At 68.8% G+C, this 19927-nt stretch carries 12 protein-coding genes; 5 read left to right on the top strand and 7 right to left on the bottom strand.

Annotation, left to right across the window (positions count from 1 at the left end; genetic code table 11):
• Window positions 1–647 precede the first annotated feature (647 nt).
• Both VFA06_RS16140 and VFA06_RS16145 read right to left on the bottom strand, forming a co-directional pair.
• On the bottom strand, window positions 648–1154 hold the full coding sequence (locus VFA06_RS16140) for a hypothetical protein (RefSeq protein ID WP_324841398.1): 507 nt from the start codon (window positions 1152–1154) through the stop codon (window positions 648–650).
• Between the two features lie 285 nt (window positions 1155–1439).
• Window positions 1440–2615: an ArsR/SmtB family transcription factor gene (locus VFA06_RS16145; protein WP_324841399.1), complete on the bottom strand. Its 1176-nt coding sequence runs from the start codon at window positions 2613–2615 to the stop codon at window positions 1440–1442.
• Between the two features lie 95 nt (window positions 2616–2710).
• Between VFA06_RS16145 and VFA06_RS16150 the strand changes: the two genes are divergently transcribed.
• Window positions 2711–3823, top strand: a complete 1113-nt coding sequence (locus VFA06_RS16150; RefSeq protein WP_324841400.1) for a serine hydrolase domain-containing protein — start codon at window positions 2711–2713, stop codon at window positions 3821–3823.
• 934 nt (window positions 3824–4757) lie between these two features.
• On the opposite strand, the gene VFA06_RS16155 is transcribed toward VFA06_RS16150, so the two are convergent.
• Window positions 4758–5117, bottom strand: coding sequence for a hypothetical protein (locus tag VFA06_RS16155; RefSeq protein WP_324841401.1), 360 nt, complete (start codon window positions 5115–5117; stop codon window positions 4758–4760).
• A 194-nt stretch (window positions 5118–5311) separates the two neighbouring features.
• On the opposite strand from VFA06_RS16155, the gene VFA06_RS16160 reads away from it, so the two are divergent.
• Window positions 5312–6850 carry a serine/threonine protein kinase gene (locus tag VFA06_RS16160; RefSeq protein WP_324841402.1) on the top strand — a complete coding sequence of 513 codons (1539 nt, stop codon included), beginning with the start codon at window positions 5312–5314 and terminating at the stop codon, window positions 6848–6850.
• 89 nt (window positions 6851–6939) lie between these two features.
• Here the strand turns inward: VFA06_RS16160 and VFA06_RS16165 are convergent, their stop codons facing one another.
• On the bottom strand, window positions 6940–7830 hold the full coding sequence (locus VFA06_RS16165) for an NAD-dependent protein deacetylase (RefSeq protein WP_324841403.1): 891 nt from the start codon (window positions 7828–7830) through the stop codon (window positions 6940–6942).
• Window positions 7831–7943: 113 nt separating this feature from the next.
• Here VFA06_RS16165 and VFA06_RS16170 point away from each other — a divergent pair, with 113 nt between their 5' ends.
• Complete coding sequence (locus tag VFA06_RS16170) at window positions 7944–8156, top strand: dodecin (RefSeq protein WP_324841404.1); 213 nt, start codon at window positions 7944–7946, stop codon at window positions 8154–8156.
• A 114-nt stretch (window positions 8157–8270) separates the two neighbouring features.
• A complete protein-coding gene (locus tag VFA06_RS16175) occupies window positions 8271–9353 on the top strand; it encodes an ATP-dependent DNA ligase (protein WP_324841405.1) in 1083 nt (360 codons plus the stop codon).
• A gap of 47 nt (window positions 9354–9400) precedes the next feature.
• Here VFA06_RS16175 and ligD read toward each other — a convergent pair whose 3' ends face one another.
• The 3 genes from ligD to VFA06_RS16190 all read right to left on the bottom strand — a co-directional run bounded on the left by ligD (window position 9401) and on the right by VFA06_RS16190 (window position 15955).
• A complete protein-coding gene (ligD, locus tag VFA06_RS16180; RefSeq protein WP_324841406.1) occupies window positions 9401–10423 on the bottom strand; it encodes a non-homologous end-joining DNA ligase in 1023 nt (340 codons plus the stop codon).
• Between the two features lie 192 nt (window positions 10424–10615).
• A complete protein-coding gene (locus tag VFA06_RS16185) occupies window positions 10616–14314 on the bottom strand; it encodes a GH92 family glycosyl hydrolase (protein WP_324841424.1) in 3699 nt (1232 codons plus the stop codon).
• A 150-nt stretch (window positions 14315–14464) separates the two neighbouring features.
• Window positions 14465–15955, bottom strand: coding sequence for a glycosyl hydrolase family 79 C-terminal domain-containing protein (locus tag VFA06_RS16190; RefSeq protein WP_324841407.1), 1491 nt, complete (start codon window positions 15953–15955; stop codon window positions 14465–14467).
• A 422-nt stretch (window positions 15956–16377) separates the two neighbouring features.
• On the opposite strand from VFA06_RS16190, the gene VFA06_RS16195 reads away from it, so the two are divergent.
• The gene (locus tag VFA06_RS16195; RefSeq protein ID WP_324841408.1) at window positions 16378–19758 is read left to right on the top strand and encodes a fibronectin type III domain-containing protein; all 3381 of its coding nucleotides are present in this window, start codon (window positions 16378–16380) and stop codon (window positions 19756–19758) included.
• Window positions 19759–19927: the final 169 nt, after the last annotated feature.

Consider the following 19927-nt stretch of genomic DNA (forward strand, 5'->3'; position numbering starts at 1 on the left):
GGCGCGACGCGCGGCCAGCCGAGTCGCCGCGGCCACGGAAACAACAACCAGGCTCACAACGGCTAGGTCGAGCAGGAGCAGAGACGCGAACGACGTCCAGAACCAGGCCCACAGGCCACCGGGCACGATGATGGTCACGCCACCTCTCCTGCCGACGTACCAGAACCCTCATTGTCACGCGAGAAGTCGTTCACCGGAAGTGACCGAGCGCAACCGGGACAGAGACATCCACCGATGCCACCGAACGACACCAACGGCGACGGACGACAGCGAACAGGTGCAGCCCGCAGCGACCAAGACGACTGGGATCTTTCAGGCAACGCACTGGTCACAGCGTTCGCAGACACGCCCGGGTCAAGAGTGCTTCTTGCGCTCCCACCGCCGTCGCACGCGCCGCGCGTACTGCCCAGCTCGCGATCGTCGAGCACGATCAATCAAGATTGGTTGAGGATCTGCAGCGCTTCCGTACAGCTCGACCTCGAAAGGGTCGGCATCCCACTCGACAAGCCGAGCGAGCGACGATCAGTGCCGAGCGATGACTCTGCCCGACGTGACTCGGGCGTCAATGTCCCGATCGGCCCTAGAGGTGCCGCAAGTTCGGGACGAAGCGCAGGCGACTCGTTAGAGACGGAATCACAGCCGGGCCGCTACTCCGGCCGGATTGCGATCGTGCTTGCAGACCCGTTCCCCCAGAGCGTGGTACTGATCAGCGTCCGACCATCAAGCGACACCATGGCAAACTCCGGCGTGGAGACGACTCCGCGCGTTGCTGGAAACCGACCGAATCCAAGCGGAGCTACTCCGCTCCCAACCAGGTCCCAGTCCTCGCGAAGGCGCACACGCACCCACTCGGCTTGCGGCTCGCCGTACACGTCCGAATAGTCCACACAGAGCAGGAAACCGCGCTCCTCATCGAAAAGCCCGTACTCGGTGGCCATCCGGAACCATCCCGCATTCACCTTGGAGGCGAACTGCGGGTCATCGACATCAACAACCTCGTCCAGTCGACCATCGAAACGCCCATCTTCCGGGCCGCATGCAGCCGCCGATCCGCCAGGCAACGGCGGTGTTCGGATTTCGCCCCTAAGACGCTCGACAAACTCAAGTCCAGCGATAGCTAGCGCCTCGGCCATCTCATCGTCAGTTAGCGCCACCCGAGCACCCTAGCGGCCCGGCTGTGCCCGATGCGTGCCCGTTCGGAGAGGTAACCACGGTCAATCACGGGTACTCATGGGCAAGTGACCGCCTCGGCACAGGTCAGCGATTCACGCTCACCCGCCAGCCCGCGATCCGGCTTCTTGTAAACAGGTGGTCAATGGCCCAGTACGGCGCTGCGTCACTCAAGTTCGGTCGTCTCGTCGGCCCATGATCGCGTCCACGTGATCCATCCGTCGGGCGGCGGATCGTCGCCGTAATCCACGGGTTAACGGCCGCGACCACTAGCCGAGCATCTCGTCTAGTCCATGAACGAGTCGGTCGGCAGTGTCGCGGACGAGGTGGTGGTAGACGTAGTAGCCGCGGCGCTCCGGCTTGATCCAGCCAGCCTCTTGCAGCAGCTTGACGTGCTTCGAGATGCCGGCTTCGGTCAGTCCGATCAGTCCGGCTAGTTCGCGCGTGGAGCGGGGATGGCCCGCGAGCAGCTGGAGGATTTGCAGCCGCGTGGAGTCCCCGGCGGAGCGCAGAAGCCGCAGCAGCTCCTGTGGTGGTACCGGAGCGCGGCCTTGCTGCTGCATCTGTTCGAGTGCGTATGCGATGACGACCGTCTGCCGTTCCCGGTCGTCGTCACCGTTTCGGTCGCGTCGCACTACGGCGGTTAGCTGCGGCCAGACGAAGTGGGACGGGACCAACTGGATCTGATCGTGCTCCTGCAGCGTGATCTCAAGCGGATCGGCGTTCTTGGACGCGGCCGGCGGCCGGATGACGACGACGCCGGAGCCGGGCTCGGGATAGATGTGCGGCGAGAGCCCGCCAAGCATGGGAATCAGACCGTGCCGGGACGCGGTGCGGCCGCGCCGCGCGACGTCGTCGAGCAGGTATCGCTCCAGGTCCGGCCAGTCGGTGGCGAGGCAGGCCTGCCAGTAGCGGTCGAGGAACGCGGCGAAGCGCTCACGGCAGTGCTGCGGGTCCTCGATCAGGTCGCGCAGGACGCTCAGCGATGCGGGGTGCCGGGATTCGACCGCTGCTGACGCTCGTTCCATCAGCGCGTCGTCCTTGCGGAATTCGCACAGCGGGACGCGGCGTCCGTGGCCGCGTCGCGTCAGCGCGGCGTGGATCAGTTGATCTGCGAACGCCTCGATCGGCGCCTCGCGCAAGGCGGCCAGTTCCTCGTGCCACGGCCGGGCGTCGGTTGCCGGCCAGATCTCGTGCAGTGTCAGCGGTCTGTCCGCCAGCCAGAAGGCGAAGCGGTCGGCCTCGGCTCGCAGCTGCGGATCCGTCAGCTCGCGCGTGCGTAGCACCCAGGAGATATGCAGCGGATGGTGTTTCGCGTCGTACAACACGTGCAGGCTGCGTAGCGCCTCGGCGGCCGGTGAACAGGCGAAGACTGCGAGGCCCGCGTCCGCCGCCGGTAGACGCAGCCGGATCGTCACGTCCGGCACCTCCCAGGTACTGATCAACTGATCGGCTAAACAGTTGGGCGGAAGTCGAAGCCTAGCTTACGGTCCTTGCCGAAGCTCATCGTCCTTACGTGCACGGAATGGGGATTCGTATCATGGCACTGCATCGCAGAACGTTGCTGGGCGTTCTGGCAGCCGCCGGAATAACGGTATCCGGCGCCGTACCGGCGGCGTTCGCGACCGAGAGTGGTGACCGTCCCGACGTCGATCTAGACGTGGACGCGTTCGACGAGTACTTGGAGCAGTGCACGGCGGCCGGAGCGTTCTCCGGAGCGGTACTGGTCGCTCGAGATCATCGGACGCTGCTGGCGAAGGGCTATGGACAGGCGGATCGCGCTCGCGGCATCACGAACACGCCCGGTACCAAGTTCTGCGTCTGCTCGATGGGCAAGATGTTCACCGCCGTAGGGATCGCGCAACTCGTCGAGCGAGGGCGGCTGTCGTTCGGCGACACCATCGGGGCGCACCTGTCCGGATTCCCGGCCGTGATCGCCGACAACGTCACCATCGACCAACTGCTCACGCACACCTCCGGCATGGGGGACGTGCTGGCCCGCACCGGCGGCTCGATGCCGCCGACCACGCTCGCGGGCCTGATCCGCGAAATCGAGCAGCAGCCGCTGCTGTTCCCGCCGGGCACCGGGTACAGCTACAGCAATTCGGGTTTCATCGTCCTCGGCGCGATCATCCAGGCCGCTGCCGGACAGGCGTACGACGAATACGTACACGATCACATCTTCGCCCCGTCAGGGATGCGGCACACGTCGGTACGCGTCTACACCGCGGACCAAGTCGTCGGCATGGCCCACGGTTACGCGCTGGTAGGCAACAACCAGTATCAGGACACCGGCGACATGGTGCAGATCGGCAATCCGTCCGGCGGCGCGTACTCCACCGTCTTCGACATGCTCGGCTTCGCGCGGGCGCTGACCGGCCACCGCTTGCTAACTTCTGAGATGACGGACACCGTGCTCACCGGCCGGGTGCCCATCAGCCGGCCCGGTGGACCGGCCGACGACGAGTACGCGTACGGATTCGAAGTCCAAACGATCAACGGCATCCGCATTGTCGGCCACAACGGCGGCAGCCCGGGATACGAAGGGCAACTCGACATCTACCTCGACCGCGGGTACGTCGCGGTCGTGCTGACGAACCAGGACCACGCGATGGTGCCGGCGATCCAGAAGTCGGAGGCGCTGCTGACCTAAGGTGCTGACGGGAGTGTCTCGAAAGGCGGAGTGCCATCCGGGGTACGGGGCGCTGCCCCCTTACCAGTGACCCGGCAATCTGGGATTGGTGGTGGGATTCGCCCGGGCCGGCACTCGCCCTTGCGTTCACTGAGCGCGGCGTGCAGCTGTGGCGTACCGGCTGGGCGAAGGTGCGGCATCAGCGCCTCAGCATCACGTAACGCGGCCCAGGCCACCGACACCGACACCGACACCGACACCGACACCGACGAACGACACCAACGGCATCGGACAGCGACGAACAGCCACAGCGAGCACGAGAACCCGGGTATATCAGGCGACACCCTGGCCGCGGCGTTCGTAGACGCGACCGGGGTCAAGAGTGCTTCTTGCGCTCCCACCGCCGTCGCACGCGCCTCGCGTACTGCCCAGCTCGCGACCGTTGAGCACGATCAATCAAGATTGTTTGAGGGTCTGCAGCGCGTTCGTACAGCTCTGTCTCGAATGGGTCGGCGTCCCATTCGACGAGCCGTGCGAGCGCATCTCGATTCCGCTCGGCCGTTGGGCGCTTGCGAACCTTATCCCGCCAGACCTGACCGCTCGCCTCTGCTTCGTCCACCATGGGATTCAATGCGCTCAACATATAACCGGCCTGCGTCACGAACGCGAGTAGATCGACATACGCCTCACTCTTACGAGCGTCACGAGCCAACCGTCGTGCACCTGCGGCAGCCTGCTGCGGCACGTTTGCGGACGACACCAACGGCAGCGAACAGCGGCGAATAGGAACAGCTCGGAGCGAACAGAAAGACTTGGGCATACCCTGCAACCCGCTGGTCATAGAGTTCGTGGATACGACCGGGGGTCACGTGCGCGGAGCAGGCGAGGCTGGACGCTAGCCGAAGGCAACAGTCGACAGCGCTCTACGACCCTCTCAAGGCCGCAGCGCCCACGGTCACGCGTCGGTGGCGGGGTCGGTCGCTGCGGCGGTGGCGACGGCCGCGGATTCGCCAGCAGGGTTTACTTCACCATCGATCGGCTCGCCTTTGACCATGCGGACGTCGGGCTCCGAGAGCGGATTGATCCAACAGCGCATCGAGAGCGAGGGAGAGAACGCGTTGACGTTCTCGGCGAAGGCCCTTTGGGCCGCTGCGAAATCAGGATTCGCGACGCCTATCGAAAGACTGGGCCAGGTCTGCACTGTGGTCGAGTCGTCCTCGAGGTACTGACCCCACGACTTGCCGCACTTGCACGTTCGCCGCTGAGGAAACAAGCGGACGATGTCGCCGCAGTGGGCGCAGTACATCAGCTTCATGTCACCTGAGTATGGCCAGGACCGCGGCTCTGCGGCGGCAACAAATGACGATCATCGACAGGTGTCGATCTTGATTCCACCCGTTGCCGCCGCGCTCTCGCTGATGTTGGACGGATGCCAACTCCCGGAGGGGTGCGGCCTATCCGTACAATGCTCGGCGTTCGGTGATGCGTCCCACGGATACGAGGCGGCAGGTGTCTGATACCCGATGGCGGCTCGGCGCGCGGTTCGAACTGTTCGAGCAGTTGGGAACCGGGGCCGTCGGCACGGTGTGGCGCGGCCGGGATCTGCGGGACGGCGGCGAGCGCGCGGTGAAGGTGCTGCGGCTTGAACTGGTGTCCGATGCGCAGGCCGTCGCGGGGCTTTACAGCACGTTGAATGCCGTGGCGCAGGTCGGTCATCCGGGCATCGTGGCCGCCGATGACGCTGAGGCCAGTGAGGGCTGGCTGGCGCTTCGCTCACGGCTGGTGGCCGGGGAGAGCCTGCGGTCGATGCTGGCGCGGCAGCGGACGTTGGACCCATCGACGGCTGCGCATGTGATCGCTCAGGTCTGCGACGCCGTGGCCGCAGCGCACGCCGCCGGGATTGCGCATGGCGATCTTCACCCGGGAAACGTCCTGGTGAGTTCAGGAGGCGGGGCCCTGTCGGAGGTGGGGGTCAGCGATTTCGGCTTGGCCGCGTTGGCCAATCGCGGGCAACTGGTGGTCCCGCCGATCGCGTATCGCGCGCCTGAGTCAGTCGCTGCGCCCTTTGCGGCGAGCACGCCGTCAGCGGATGTGTACGCCTTGGGCGTTCTTCTCTGCGAGTGCCTGACCGGGCAGCAGCGGCCGATTCCCGTTCCCGGGCTTCCTGACGAGCTGTGGTCGCTCGTCACGGCCAGCCTCGCGGGTGATCCGCGTTACCGTCCGGCCGCGGGCCAGCTCGCCGCGGCGCTGCGTGCGTTCGCGAGTAAGAGTGCTGCCGACGTCGGCGAAACGATGGTCATCGGCAGCCAGCCTTATCAGGGGTATGTCGATCGGCCTGCGCCCGCGCATGAGGCGATGACGACAGTGCTGCCTCCCGTCGCCGCCGAGTCGGGCGCGGGCACGCGGCTGCCGCGGCTGATCACGGAGCACAAGACGGAAAGTGGAATCGCTGCGGCGGTCGTCGTGGTCGCGCTCCTCATCGGTGGCGCGCTTTCGCTGGGTGGCGGTGGCGCAGCGGCGTCCACGGCCAATGCCGGTCCGACGATGAGCTCCGCTCCCGCCACGACAGCAAGCGCGTCGCCTGAGGCAGTCGTCCTCCCGGTCGGTTCGCTCAGCCCTTCGCCATCGCCGAGCGCTTCGCCGTCAGCAACCGCACCGATCCAGGTCACGCTGATCAACGCGCGTTCCAACACCTGCATGGACACCGCGGGCCGGATCTTCGCGGACGGCACGAAGGAAGACATCTGGTCCTGCAACGGCACCCCGGCGCAAACCTGGACCCTGACGCCCGCCGGCCAGCTGACCGAGGACAGCGGCAAGTACTGCCTCGACGACTTCGGCTTGGAGAAGAACCCGGGAACGCAGGTCGTCCTGTGGAGCTGCAACGGTGGCGTGAACCAGCAGTGGACGATTCAGCCGAACGGCACGATCGTCAGCGCGAACGCCGGGCTGTGCATCGACGTGTCCGGCAAGGGCACCAACGACGGGACTCCGCTGGTGCTCTGGCCGTGTGACGGCAGCCCGAGTCAGCGGTGGGCGAGCCACTGAGCGGTGGGCGAGCCACTGAGCGGTGTTCGCCGACAGGCGGACCGCGCTGGATGAGGGCTGCGGTGCTTCGGTGCTGCGGTCGGACGTGCTTACGCCGCGGCGGTGGTGCAGCCGAGCCGATCGGCGAGCCTGGTCAGGGTCGGGCCGAGGGGCGCGTTGAGGCGTACGGCCGCGAGTTCGTCGCCGCGGGTCGGGCCCTGGTTCACGATGGCGATCGGTTTGCCCGCTCGGGCCGCGTGGCGGACGAATCGCAGTCCTGACATGACCGTCAAGGACGAGCCGAGGACCAGCAACGCGCGGGCTTGGTCGATGAGGTCGTAGCACTGCTGCACGCGCGGCTTGGGCACGTTCTCGCCGAAGAAGACCACGTCCGGCTTGAGGATTCCCGACTCGCAGGCGTCGCAGGGCACTGTGTTGAACCGCGCGATCAGTTCGTCGGCGAGTTCGACGTCACCGTCCGGGTTGATGCGGGTGCTCTCGTCCTGGAAGGTCGGATTGGCCGTGCGCAGTCGCCGGTCCAGCTCCTCGCGAGGGCTCAGCCGCCGGCAGCTGAGGCAGATGACGCGGTCGAGGCTGCCGTGCAGTTCGACGCTTTCGCTGTTGCCTGCGGCCCGGTGCAGGCCGTCGACGTTCTGGGTGATCACCGCCGAGACGTAACCGGCGGCGGACAGCGCGGCGACCGCGGCGTGTCCGGCGTTCGGCTGCGCGCGGGCGATGGTGCGCCAGCCGAGGTGGCTGCGTGCCCAGTAGCGCCGTCGATTGTCCGCGCTGTGCACGAACTGCTCGTAGGTCATCGGCGTGTGCTTGCGCAGGCTGCCGGTCGCGCCACGGTAGTCGGGGATGCCGGACTCGGTGGAGATGCCGGCGCCGCTGAGCACCGCGACCGAGCCGTTGGCCAGAAGGTCCTCGACGTCGTCCAGGTCGCCTGAGGGAGCCAGTGCTCCGCCGTTCGGCCAGTCGAGTATCGGTCGCGTGCGCATGAACGCAGCATATGTCGCGTTCGGCGAACGCGGCCCGTAGCTTAGATGGACACGGCTTGGATGGCCGCTGGTTCAACCGGGATGAGCGCACTTAGGAAGCGAGAGGACAGGTCATGAGCGGACATGTCTACCGGGTTACCGAGGTCGTCGGCTCCTCCACCGAAGGGGTCGACTCCGCCGTGCGCACGGCCGTGGCTCGGGCCGCCGAGACGCTGCACGGTCTCGACTGGTTCGAGGTGACGGAGATCCGCGGCCGCATCGAGGAGGGCCGCATCGCCGAGTACCAGGTCGGGCTGAAGCTCGGCTTCCGGCTCGACGAGAGCTGACCGCGGCCGCCGCTCGGATCGCTGGGCCCGGTAGCGGCGCTTCGGGCATGCTTGCCTTGAGAAACACATTGAGGACGAGGACGCTGCCACGCCGCTAGGACCCGAGGACGCCTGATGAAGCTGCCGGTGATGCCCCCAGTCGAGCCGATGCTGGCCAAGTCGGCGGCCGGCGTGCCGTCGGGCGAGTTCCTGTACGAGCCGAAGTGGGACGGCTACCGGTGCATCGTGTTTCGCGACGGGGCCGAGATCGAGCTCGGCAGCCGGGGCGGCAAGTCGCTCAACCGGTACTTCCCCGAGCTGATCGAGGCGCTGGCGCGGGCGCTGCCGGCGCGGTGCGTGCTGGACGGCGAGGTCGTGGTGGTGGCCGGCGGGCGGCTGGACTTCGACCGGCTCGCCGACCGGATCCATCCGGCCGAGTCGCGGGTGCGCCTGCTCGCCGAGCGCACTCCGGCGTCCTTCGTCGCGTTCGACCTGCTCGCGCTCGGTGACGCGGACCTGACCGGCCGGCCCTTCGCCGAGCGGCGCGAGGCGTTGACCGCGCTGTTCGGCGAGGGTTCGGGGTCACGCGGCGAGTCGGCCGGCTCCGGTTCACGGGTGCATGTGACCCGGGCGACGGACGATCCGGATGTCGCGCGCCGCTGGTTCCAGCGCTTCGAGGGCGCCGGGCTCGACGGCGTGGTGGCCAAGCCGCTCGGCGGCCGGTACACGCCGGGCGAGCGGACGATGGTGAAAGTCAAGCACGAACGGACCGCGGACGTGGTCGTGGCGGGCTACCGGCTGCACAAGAGCGGCCCGATCGTCGGTTCGCTGATGCTCGGGCTTTACGGCGCGGACGGCGTGCTCAACTACGTGGGCGGCTCGAGTGCGTTCACGATGATCCGGCGCCGCGAACTGGTCGAAGAGCTCGCGCCGTTGCGGCTGCGTGACGGCGAGCCGCACCCGTGGCTCGGTGCCACGGAGGACGAGGAGCACCGCAGGCCGGGCGCGCAGCATCGCTGGAACGCGGGGAAGGACACGTCGTTCGTTGCGTTACGGCCTGAGTTGGTATGTGAGGTGCGCTACGACCAGCTTCAGGCAGACCGGTTCCGGCACAACGGACGGTTCCTGCGGTGGCGGCGGGACCGCGAGCCGCGCTCGTGCACGTATGACCAGTTGGACGTGCCGGTGCCTTACGACCTGGCGGACGTCTTCGAGTAAGGCCGGCACAGCGCGACGGCTGCGTGAGACGTCGCGGTGAGGCGAGGTCAGCTGGACTTGCCGCTGTTTCTGGCCTTTGACGGCTGGACGCGCTTGGGCTCGCCGGGCATCTTCGGGAAGTCCGGCGGATAAGGCATGTCACCGAGGCCGTGGTCGCGCTCGTCGCGCGCCGAGGCTTCGAGTAGCGCGTCGAGGGTGAACGCGGTCTGGTCGATGTCCGCGTGCGCGTCGCCGTTTTTTGTGAGCAGCGGCGGCACGGTACGCGGGGTGAAGTCCTCAGGCTCGATGTCAGGCAGCTCGGTCCAGCGCACGGGCATTGAGACCAGCGCGTGAGGGCGGGCACGCGTCGAGTACGCGGCGGCGAGCATTCGGTCGCGGGCCATCTGGTTGAAGTCCACGAACACCCGCTCGCCGCGCTCCTCCTTCCACCACGAGGTGGTGACCAGGTCGGGGCGGCGGCGCTCCAGTTCGCGGGCGAAGGCGATGACCGCGCGGCGCGCCTCGATGAACGACCAGCGCGGTTCGATACGGACGAGCAGGTGCAGGCCACGGCCGCCGGTGGTCTTCACGTAGGGCGTCATGCCGAGTTCGTCGAACAGCGCCTTCGCCTCGTGCGCCGCTTCCACCGCTTGGGCGAATCCGGTGCCCGGCTGCGGGTCGAGGTCGACGCGCAGTTCATCCGGATGGTCGGTATCGCTGCGCCGAACGGGCCACGGGTGCAGTTCGAGCGCCCCCATTTGCACGGCCCAGACGACGGTGGCCGGTTCGGTCACGCAGATCTCGTCGCCGGTGCGGCCGCTGGGAAAGGTGACCCGGACGGTCTGCACCCAGTCGGGCAGCCCTTTGGGCGCATGCTTCATATAGAACGATGACCCGCCGAGTCCGTCCGGGAAGCGGTTGAGCGCTACCGGCCGGTCGGCCAGCGCCCGGAACACGCAGTCGGCGACGGCCGCGTAGTAGCTGGCGAGGTCGAGTTTCGTGATGTCGGAGTCCGGATAGTAGACCTTGTCCGGGGAGGAGATGCGCACGGATCGGCCGGCCACCTCGACGTGCGCCTCTTTGCTGCTCATGCTCGCAGGCTAAGCGCAGTCGGACCTTGCCGCGACACGGCAGGGTGGCAGGTTGCTGCAACGGGAGCGGGAAAAGGCGCTGAACAGGCAGGGCAGGGGTCTGATTCGTTGCGTTGCGGCGGATAGGAGTTGCGGGGCGGCTGCGGGGCGCTGGCGTCGGTGCCGGCGCCCCGCAACCGTCCGTGGCGGAGGTCAGTCGATCACGGTCACGCCGTCGGGCACGTTGCCGACGGTCACCGCTGCGCCCGGCGTTCCAGTCGCGACACTCACCGGCACCACGTTGTTGACGTTGGTGTCGACGACCCACGCCGTCGTCCCGTCCGGGCTGAAGCCGACCGCGTAGGCGCCGGAGCCGGTGGGGATGAACGAGCCCGGCGCGTTGGTCGCGACGGTGATCGGGGTGACGCCGCCCGCGCCGAAGTCGGCGACGTACGCGGTCTTGCCGTCCGGCGTGATCTGGACGTATTGCGGGCCGGCGCCGGTCGGCACAGTCGCCGTGACGCTGTCGGTCGCCGCGTCGATGACCGAGACCGAGGCCGAGCCGCCGTTTGTGACGAACACGCGGCTGCCGTCCGGCGTGACCGCGACGCCGAAGGGCGCGGAGCCGACCGCGACGGTGTGCGTGACCGTGCGGCTGGCCAGATCGATGTCGCTGACCGTGCCGCTGCCCTGGTTCGCGACCCACAGCTGCTTGCCGTCCGGGCTGACCGCGAGCCGTTCCGGCTGGCTGCCGACCGCGATCGGCGGGCCGGCGGCGAGGGTGGCGACGTCGATCGGCTGGACGGTGCCGTCGCCGAAGTTCGTCACCCAGACCGTCTTGCCGTCCGGGGTCGCCGCGACGTCGGCGGCCACGCTGCCGACCGGGACGGTGGCGAGCACGGCGTTCGTGGTCGTATCGATCACGGTCACGTCGTTGGTGTTGTTGTTGGCGACGAACAGCTTCCCGCCGGCCGTGATCATGCCGTCAGGGCCGCCGCCGACCGGGATCGGCGGGCCTGCGTTGCGGGTACGGGTGTCGACCGGCGTGACCGTGTTGTCGCTGTAGTTGGACACGTACGCGGTCGGGATGCTCTCGCCGGGCTGCGCGACCGTGGCGAGCAGCGAGACGGTGGGCAGGGTGGCGCCGTTCGACGCGTGCGCCGCGAAGGAGACCTGGTAGTAGCCGGTCGCCATGCCCGGCGCGGCCGCGATCGTGACGGTGGTATGCGCGGTGCCGCCCGCCGGTGCCGTGATCGTGCCGCTACTCGGTGACGCGGACAGGCCGCTCGGTGCTGTCGCGCTCCATGTGACGGTGGCCGGGCCGGAGGTGCCGAGCGTGTTGTCCGCCTCGACGGTCACGGTTGTGCCGGTGCCGGGGGTCAGCCGGAGTTGGCCCGGAGCGACCGCGAGGGCCGCGCGGGTGCTCGGCGGGAAGTGGACGGGTCCCGCGCCGAAGGACGGCGGCGCGTCGCCCGGTGCGGTGCCCCAGCTGGTGTTCGGGCTCGTCGAGAGTGTGTAGTCGAGTTCGTGCGTGCGCGTGGCGTCGATCCAGGTGTGCTGTGTCGGGCGGCCGTTGACCTTCAGGCTACTGATATACGTGTCGCCTGCGCCTGCCGCGTTGACGCGCAGGTCGCCGTACGCGCCGTGGATCACTGCGTGCGGGAATTGCGGGGCGCCGAGCACGAGCATCGGCACGCCGGGCGTCTGCGGGTAGACGCCGAGCGCGGCCCAGACGTACCAGGAGCTCATCGCGCCGAGGTCGTCGTTGCCGGGCTCACCGCCGGGAGTGGCCGAGTACAGCTGGGTGCTGATTTGGTGGACGATCGCCTGCGTCTTCCAGGGCTGGCCGACGCTGTCGTACGCCCACGGGGTGTCGAACGCCGGCTCGTTGCCCTGCCAGTGGTACGGCGCGTTCGGTCCGGCGTTGAGCTGGGTGAAATAGCTGTCGAGGCGGGCCGCGGCGGCCTGCTCGCCGCCGATGCCCTGGATCAGGCCGTTGAGGTTCTGCGGGACCATCCAGGTGTACTGCGCCGCGTTGCCTTCCTGGAAGCCGTTCTGGCCGAAGCCGCTGTCGGTCTGCACCGCAGGGCCGGAGGGGAAGGCGCCGGAGGCGTCGCGCGGCTCGACGTAGCCGTCCGCGGTGTCGAAGACGTTGGCCCAGTTCTGTGAGCGGCCGGCGAAGGTGCGCGAGGTCGAGTCCTGATGCAGGTATTGCGCGAGCCGGGAGATGGAGAAGTCGTCGAGGGCGTATTCGAGGGTCTCGGAGGCGCCGTTGGGCACCGGGCTGATCGAGTCGGAGCCGGTGTTCGGCACGTACCCGTTCGCGATGTACGCGGCCGCGTTCGGGCGCTCGACGTACCAGCCCTGGCCCGGTGTGCCGGCCGTGGCGTTCGCGCCGTTGACCATGTCGGCCAGCGCGGTTTTCGCGTCGAAGTCGCGCGCGCCGAACGCGTAGAAGTCGGCGAGGATCGGATCGGCGGCGTCGCCGTTCATGACGCCGGTGTAGCCGTTGGCCACCGGCCACTTGGGCAGCCAGCCGCCTTGGGCTGCGTCGTTGAGCAGCGAGGTGGCCATGTCGGCGGCGACGCGCGGGTCGATCGTGGCCAGCAGCGGCGCCTCGGAGCGGTAGATGTCCCAGCCGGAGTAGTTGGCGTATTGGGCGTGGCCTGGCTGAACGCGGTGGATCTTGTTGTCAAAGCCCGGATACTCTCCGTTCGCGTCGCTGAACAGGCTCGGCTCCAGCGAGGCGTGGTAGAGGGCGGTGTAGAAGGTGGACTGCGCGGTGCGGCTGCCGCCACGGATGGAGATCGTACCGAGCTGGCGGTTCCAGGCAGCGGTGGCTTGCGCGGCGACGGTGCCGACGTTCCAGCTGCGGGCCTCGGCGGCGAGGTTGCCCAGGGCGCCCTGCGCGCTGACGTACGAGACCGCGACCTGCATGCGCACGTCAGGGTCGTGCGTCGTGTCGAAGGTGAGCCAGCCCCCTGCGACGACTCCGGACCCCTGCTGCGCGGTCGCGGAGTGGTTGGCGGATCGGTTGGCGGAGGTCGGGTACCGCTTGGGCTGCGGGCTCTGCTTGCCGTGTTCGGTCACGGCCGCGCTGCCCGAGGACTTGGTGATCTGCGCGGCGCTCGTCCCGCCCCAGGTTCCGGACGCGGTGAACGGCCGGTCGAAGCGCGCGGCGAAGTACACGGTGTAGCCGTCCGGCTGGCCGCAGAAGTGGCCGCTGGTGACGGCGCCGGTGATCTCCTGATCGCCGAGGGTCTGGAAGCTGGCCGAGGAGCTGCCGTTCGCGCTGTCGGCGGCCTTGACCAGCAGCTGGGCCTGCGTGGTCGCGGGGTAGGTGAACTGCGCCAGGCCGGTGCGCGCGGTCGCCGCGAGCTGTGTGCGCACTCCCCCGGCGGTCACCGAGTAAGAGCCCGGATGCGCGCTCTCCGCCGCGTGGGTGAAGGACGCGGTGGCCGAGTCCGGGTCGGCCGGAAGCGCGCCGGCGAGCGGGAGGATCGGGAAGTCGCCGGCGATCGCGCAGCCCGGCCCGGAGACGTGCGTGAGGCTGAAGCCGGTGATCTGCGAGTCGTCGTAGTTGTAGCCGCCACCGGGCGGCCGGGACGTGGTGTCGGGGCTCCACTGGAGCATGCCGAACGGGACATCGGCGCCGGGGAACGTGTCGACCTGGCCGACGACCGCGCCGCCGCTGCCGGTTCCGACCAGCGGATCGACGAGCGCGGCCGGGTTCGTGACGGCCGTCGCGTCGGTGTTGGTGGCGGCGTTCGCGGGGAGGGCGGCGAACAGCGGCGCGAGCAGAGTCGCGGCGGCGAGGAGGGAGAGACGTGAACGTGGATGTGGGCGCGGTGATTGTGGGAGCGGTGGTTTTGAGAGCAGTGGCTGCGGGGCAGCGTCCGCCCGCCAAGACATCGTTGTCACGGAGGCTAGACTTCCCGTCCCGGATGATCGAGTCAAGATCGATACATCGCGGCGACGCGCCCGACGTCTGTCCGGCGCGAGTGCGCGGGCCGGACAGACCTCAGCCTTCGATCATGTCGTGCTGACGGGGCTGAACCGGGCCTAATCGAACCGGATGATGACCGCGCTGCCCGGTTGCACGGTCACCATCGCCGTCTCGCCGCGTACGGTGACGTGGCTCGCGTGCGGCGGGAGGAAGGCGCCGTGCGGACCGACCTGCCGGCCGCCGAGTGTGATGCCGCCGGTGGCCGCGAGACCGGCCGGGTCCGAGGTGGTCAGCGCGATGAGCCGGCCGTCGTGCAGCCGCGTCGTGCCGAGGTTCAGCGTGATGGTCGTCGCAGCGCTCGTCGCCGGGTCTTGCACGTCGTCGAGGACCACCGTCAACTGGCGCCTCTCGCGCACGGCGTAAGCGCGCACGTCGGCCGTGTCCGGGTTGGTGAGGCCGACGAACGCTCCCGAGCCGACGAGCGAGGCGGCGAGCATGCCGTAGTAGATCGGGCGCGGGCTGAGGTCACCGGTGGTCGGGCACAGCGGCGTGTAGGGGTCGCAGCCTGCTGCATTGGTGCCGTCCATGAACTGCGCGTTCGCCACTCCGTGTTGCGCGAGCAGCAAGCTGTAGTCCAGCGCCCACAGCGAGGACGCGAAGGCGTCGCTCACGCCCGCCTCCCCGGCACAGACCACTGAGTTGGTCTCGGTCATCGCGGGCGTCACGTGCAGCGCCCGCGCCGCACTGACAAGTGCATCGGCATTGGCGGACTCGTACCGGACCGCGCCGGTGCCGAGCAGTTGGGCGGCCGTGACGGTCTGTCCGCCGCACACGCTGAGCGGGTAGGTGTGGTCGGTGATCTCGGCAAGGCCCGGCGTCGGGTTCGCCGTCTCGTCGGCCGTGAACGCGGGCAGGTAGGCCTGGTGATTGGTCTCCGCGTCGGGACCGGTCACCCGCACGCCCGGCGCCGCCTGCTCGATCGCGGCCGCGTACGCGTGGAAGTCGGCGAAGTAGGCCGTTTCGCTGCGGTAGTAGAAGTTCGGCTCGTTGCCGATCTCGATGGCGAGCAGCGAGCGGCCGAAGATCTGCTGTGCGTAGCGGGCTTCGTCGGCGGCGCGGGCAGCGTCGGGATGCTTGAGGTTGACCGCGAGCACGACGCGCCAGTCCGCCGCTCGTGCGACGGCGGCGAGGTGGCTCAGCTTCTGCGGGGTGATCGTGCCGGCCGCCCAGGACGGCGCGGCCTCGCCGGTCGAGGTCCAGAAGGTGCCGTCGCCGGAGTTGCCGCCGATCCGCAGGATGCCGCCTCGTCCCAGGGTCCTGAGATAACCGGCGAGGTCGGTGGCCGCGTAGTCGTCGGCGGCGAGCGTGGCGGCGCCGAAGGAGAGCCCGATGAATCCGGGGCGCAGCGGGTTGCCGATCTGGTCCGGGTGCACGGCGATGGCAAGCGCTGACGCGGACGGGTAGGCCGCGTGCCGGTGATCAGCGGCGGACGCGAACGCGGTCGCGGGAACGTTCGCGTGTGCGGCGCCGGATCCGAGCAGTGCGGCGACCGCTGCGCACACCGCGGCGATCCGGGTGCGGGCGTGGACGTGCGACGTACGAATCATGGTTCTTGATCGACTCCTGCCTGTGGCGCTGTACCGCGGTTTCGGGGGCAGCGCGGTGCGTGGCGGCCAAGGCGGTGACCGATGGTGGAGAACCGTTCGCGACTCACTGTCGCGACGATCACGTTGGCCCGGCAAGGATTCGGCGAGGATTGTTTCAGAGACGTGATAGTCATTCAGGAATGTGAACCCACCAGGGCTTCACGATTGATCGCCGCAGAATCGTTTCCCGACAAAGCCTGCGGGCGCGACGCCGCGCGAGTACATTCACCCCTGTGTGACGACGCGGCCCGTCGCGGCCGCGATCACGGTCGGCCCAGACGTGGGGCCGGCCGCCCGGTTTGAACCGGTTCATAGATCTGAGCAGGCGGCTTGAGCCGCGCGCTCGCCAACAGTAGTGGGGGGAACGAATGATGCGTGTCTACGTGCGTACACGCTTCAGAAAGACGCTCATCGGCTCGATAGCCGCCTCGCTCGCGACGCTCGGGCTGACCGCGGTGATCGCGACCGCGCAGGCCGCCGGGGCGCCGCCGAGCTTCGTACAGCAGGTGAACGCGCATCACTCGAACGTCGCCTCCACCGCCGTGACCCTGCCCGCCGCGGTGACCTCAGGCAACCGGCTGATCGTCGAGGTCGGGGTGTGGAACTCCAAGTCGGCGACGGCCAGTTCGGTCACCGACTCGGCCGGCAACAGCTACACCGAGCTGACCCACTTCACCGCCTCCGACCACACCGAGCTGAGCGTGTGGAGCGCACCGATCACGGCCGGCGGCGGCACCGCGCCCACCGTCACCGCGAACGTCACCTCGGCCGCCGACATGGCCGTCGCCGCGCTCGAGTACTCCGGGCTCGCGCCCAACACGGACGCGTCGATCGTCGACGTGCAGGCACACGCCACCGGCACCACCTCCGCGGCCGGCACGGTGGCCGCCGGCGCGACCTCGACCGTCGCGGCGAACAACGAACTCGCGCTCGGCTTCTACGCCGACTCCGGCTTCCGCGACGCGCTCTCCCCCGGCTCCGGCTTCACTTCGCGGTCCAACATCTCCAGCGCCTCCGACATGGAACTGCTGGTCGAGGACCAGGCCGCCAACCAGGGCGCGACCCCGAACGCCACCTTCGGCACCGGCGGCAGCACCATCTGGCTGGCCGCGACCGTGGTGCTCAAGGGCGCCTCCTCGTCCTCCTCGCCGACCGTTCCCGGCACGCCCAGCTCCGTGACCGCGACCGCGGGCAACGGCTCGGCCACGGTGTTCTGGTCTGCTCCCTCGGACGGCGGCTCGGCGATCACGTCGTACACGGTGACCCCGTACGTCGGCGGGACCGCGCAGGCGGCCACGGTCGTGAGCGGTTCGCCGCCGCAGGCCTCCGCCCTCGTCGCCAACCTGACGAACGGCACCAGCTACACCTTCACCGTGACGGCGACCAACGCGGTCGGCACCTCGGCCGCGTCGGCGCCTTCCAACGCGGTCGTTCCCAGCGCCCAGCCGCAGGGCCAGTGGGGCCCGCTGGTCACCTCGCCGTACGTGTCGATCCACACGGTGCTGCTGAACGACGGCAAGCTGATCCAGTGGGACGGCTGGAAGACCCCCACGCAGACTTACGTCTACGACCCCGTCGCGGGCACCTACACCGAGATCGACGCCCCGGCGAGCATCTTCTGCGGCGGCAACGCGAAACTGCCGGACGGCCGGGTGCTGGTGGCCGGCGGCTTCGGCATCGCGGCCACCGGGATGCTCGGCATCACCGACACCAACATCTTCAACCCGGCGACGCAGACCTGGACGAAGATGGCGAACATGCACCTGCCGCGCTGGTACCCGGACCTGACCGAACTGCCGGACGGCCGGTACGTCGCGATCAGCGGCAACTCGACCGACTCGTCGACGTGGGCTGACACGCCCGAGCTGTACGACCCGTCGACGAACACGTGGACGCTGCTGTCGGGCATCACCACCTCGCAGGTGCACGAGCTCGAATACCCGTTCTCCTACCTCGCGCCGAACGGCAAGATCTTCACCATCGGCCCGCGCGAGGACGTCTCCTACTGGCTCGACGCGAACGCGCAGACCTGGACGCCGGTCGGGCCCAGCGGCGTGGTCAACGGTTCCTCGGTGATGTACCTGCCGGGCAAGATCCTCTACAGCGGCGGCGCGTCGAGCGTCAGCACCAGCACCCCGGCCCAGTCCAACGCGGCGACCATCGACCTGACCGCGGCGACGCCGACGTGGAAGCCGATCGCGCCGATGAACAACGCGCGGATCTATCACACGCTGACGATGCTCGCGGACGGCCGGGTGCTGGCGGTCGGCGGCGGGACGGTCTCGGACCAGATGCAGATCACCAACGGCGTGCTGCCGGCGGAGATCTGGGACCCGGCGACCGGGCAGTGGACCACGATCGGGTCGATCGCGGCGGCGCGCAACTACCACTCGACCGCGGTGCTCCAGCCGGACGGCACGGTGCTGGTCTCCGGCGGCGGGCACCCGGAGACGCTCAACGACGCCGGCCAGTTCAACTCGCAGGTGTATTCGCCCTCGTACCTGTTCAACGGCGCGCGGCCGACGATCACCTCGGCCTCGGCGAGCGCCCAGTACGGCTCGACGATCACGGTCAACACCCCGGACGCGGCGAACATCGGCGCGGTCAACCTGGTCTCGTTCGGCGCGGACACGCACCAGTCGGACATGGACCAGCACTTCGTGCCGCTGTCGTTCACGGCCGGCTCGGGCTCGCTGTCGGTGCAGGCCCCGGCCAACGGCTCGATCGCGCCTCCCGGCGACTACATGCTGTTCATCCTGAACAAGGCGGGCGTGCCGTCGATCGCCGCGACGGTGCACATCACCGCCGCCCCGGCGACCGCTCCGGCCGCGCCGACCGGTGTCGCGGCCACGCCGGGCAACGGCTCGGCCTCGGTGTCGTGGACCGCGCCGGGCAATGGCGGCTCGGCGATCACGTCGTACACGGTCACGCCGTACGTGAACGGCACGGCGCAGTCCCCGACGACGGTCACCGGCAACCCGCCGGCGACCAGCGCGACGGTGACCGGCCTGACCAACGGCACCAGCTACACGTTCACGGTGACGGCCACGAACGCCGTGGGCACGTCGCCCGCGTCGTCGCCCTCCAACGCGGTCACGCCGTCCAGCGTGATCACACCGGCCTTCGTGCAGCAGAGCTCCATACACAAGGGCGGAGTGTCGTCGACTTCTGTGACGCTCGGCTCGCCCTCGGTCGTCGGCAACCGCATGATCGTCGAGGTCGGGACGTGGGGCTCCGGATCGCCGACCGCGAAGAGCGTGACGGACTCGGCCGGCAACATCTACACCGAGCTGACGCACTTCACCGCCTCGGATCACACCGAGATGAGCGTGTGGAGCGCGCCCATCGCGGCGGCGGGAAGTACGCCGCTGACCGTCACGGCGAGCACGACCGCCTCCGGTGACATCGGTCTGGCGTCGCTCGAGTACTCCGGATTGTCCGCGGCCTCCGGCACCGGAGCGCTCGACGTGCAGGCGACGGGCACCGGGAAGACGACCGGCGCGGCGACCGTCTCGTCGGGCGCGACCGCGGCGGTCGGCACGGGCAGCGAGCTGGCGCTGGGCTTCTACGCCGACTCAGGGTTCGGAGACACCATCGGCACCGGCTCCGGCTTCGCCTCCCGGGTGAACATCTCGAACACCTCGGACATGGAGCTGGCGGCCGAGGAGGAACTGGTCGCTCAGGGCAGCACCCCGAGCGCGACGTTCACCAGCAGTTCGGCCACGATCTGGCTCGCGGCGCTGCTCGTGTTCAAGCACGCGTAGACGAGCACGGCAGGCTTCCGTCTGGGTCGGCAGGAAGGTGAGGGCTGGGGCAGCGGCGCGCTCCAGCCCTCACCGCATTGCGCGGTGTCCCACTGTCGCGTTCAAGCGGGCATTCGCCGGGTGGACGGTGGTCCGGTCGAGCGGGACAGGTCGGCTCCGACAGGCGGGC

This window comes from Actinocrinis sp. (assembly GCF_035653575.1).
Taxonomy (GTDB): Bacteria; Actinomycetota; Actinomycetes; order Streptomycetales; family Catenulisporaceae; genus Actinocrinis.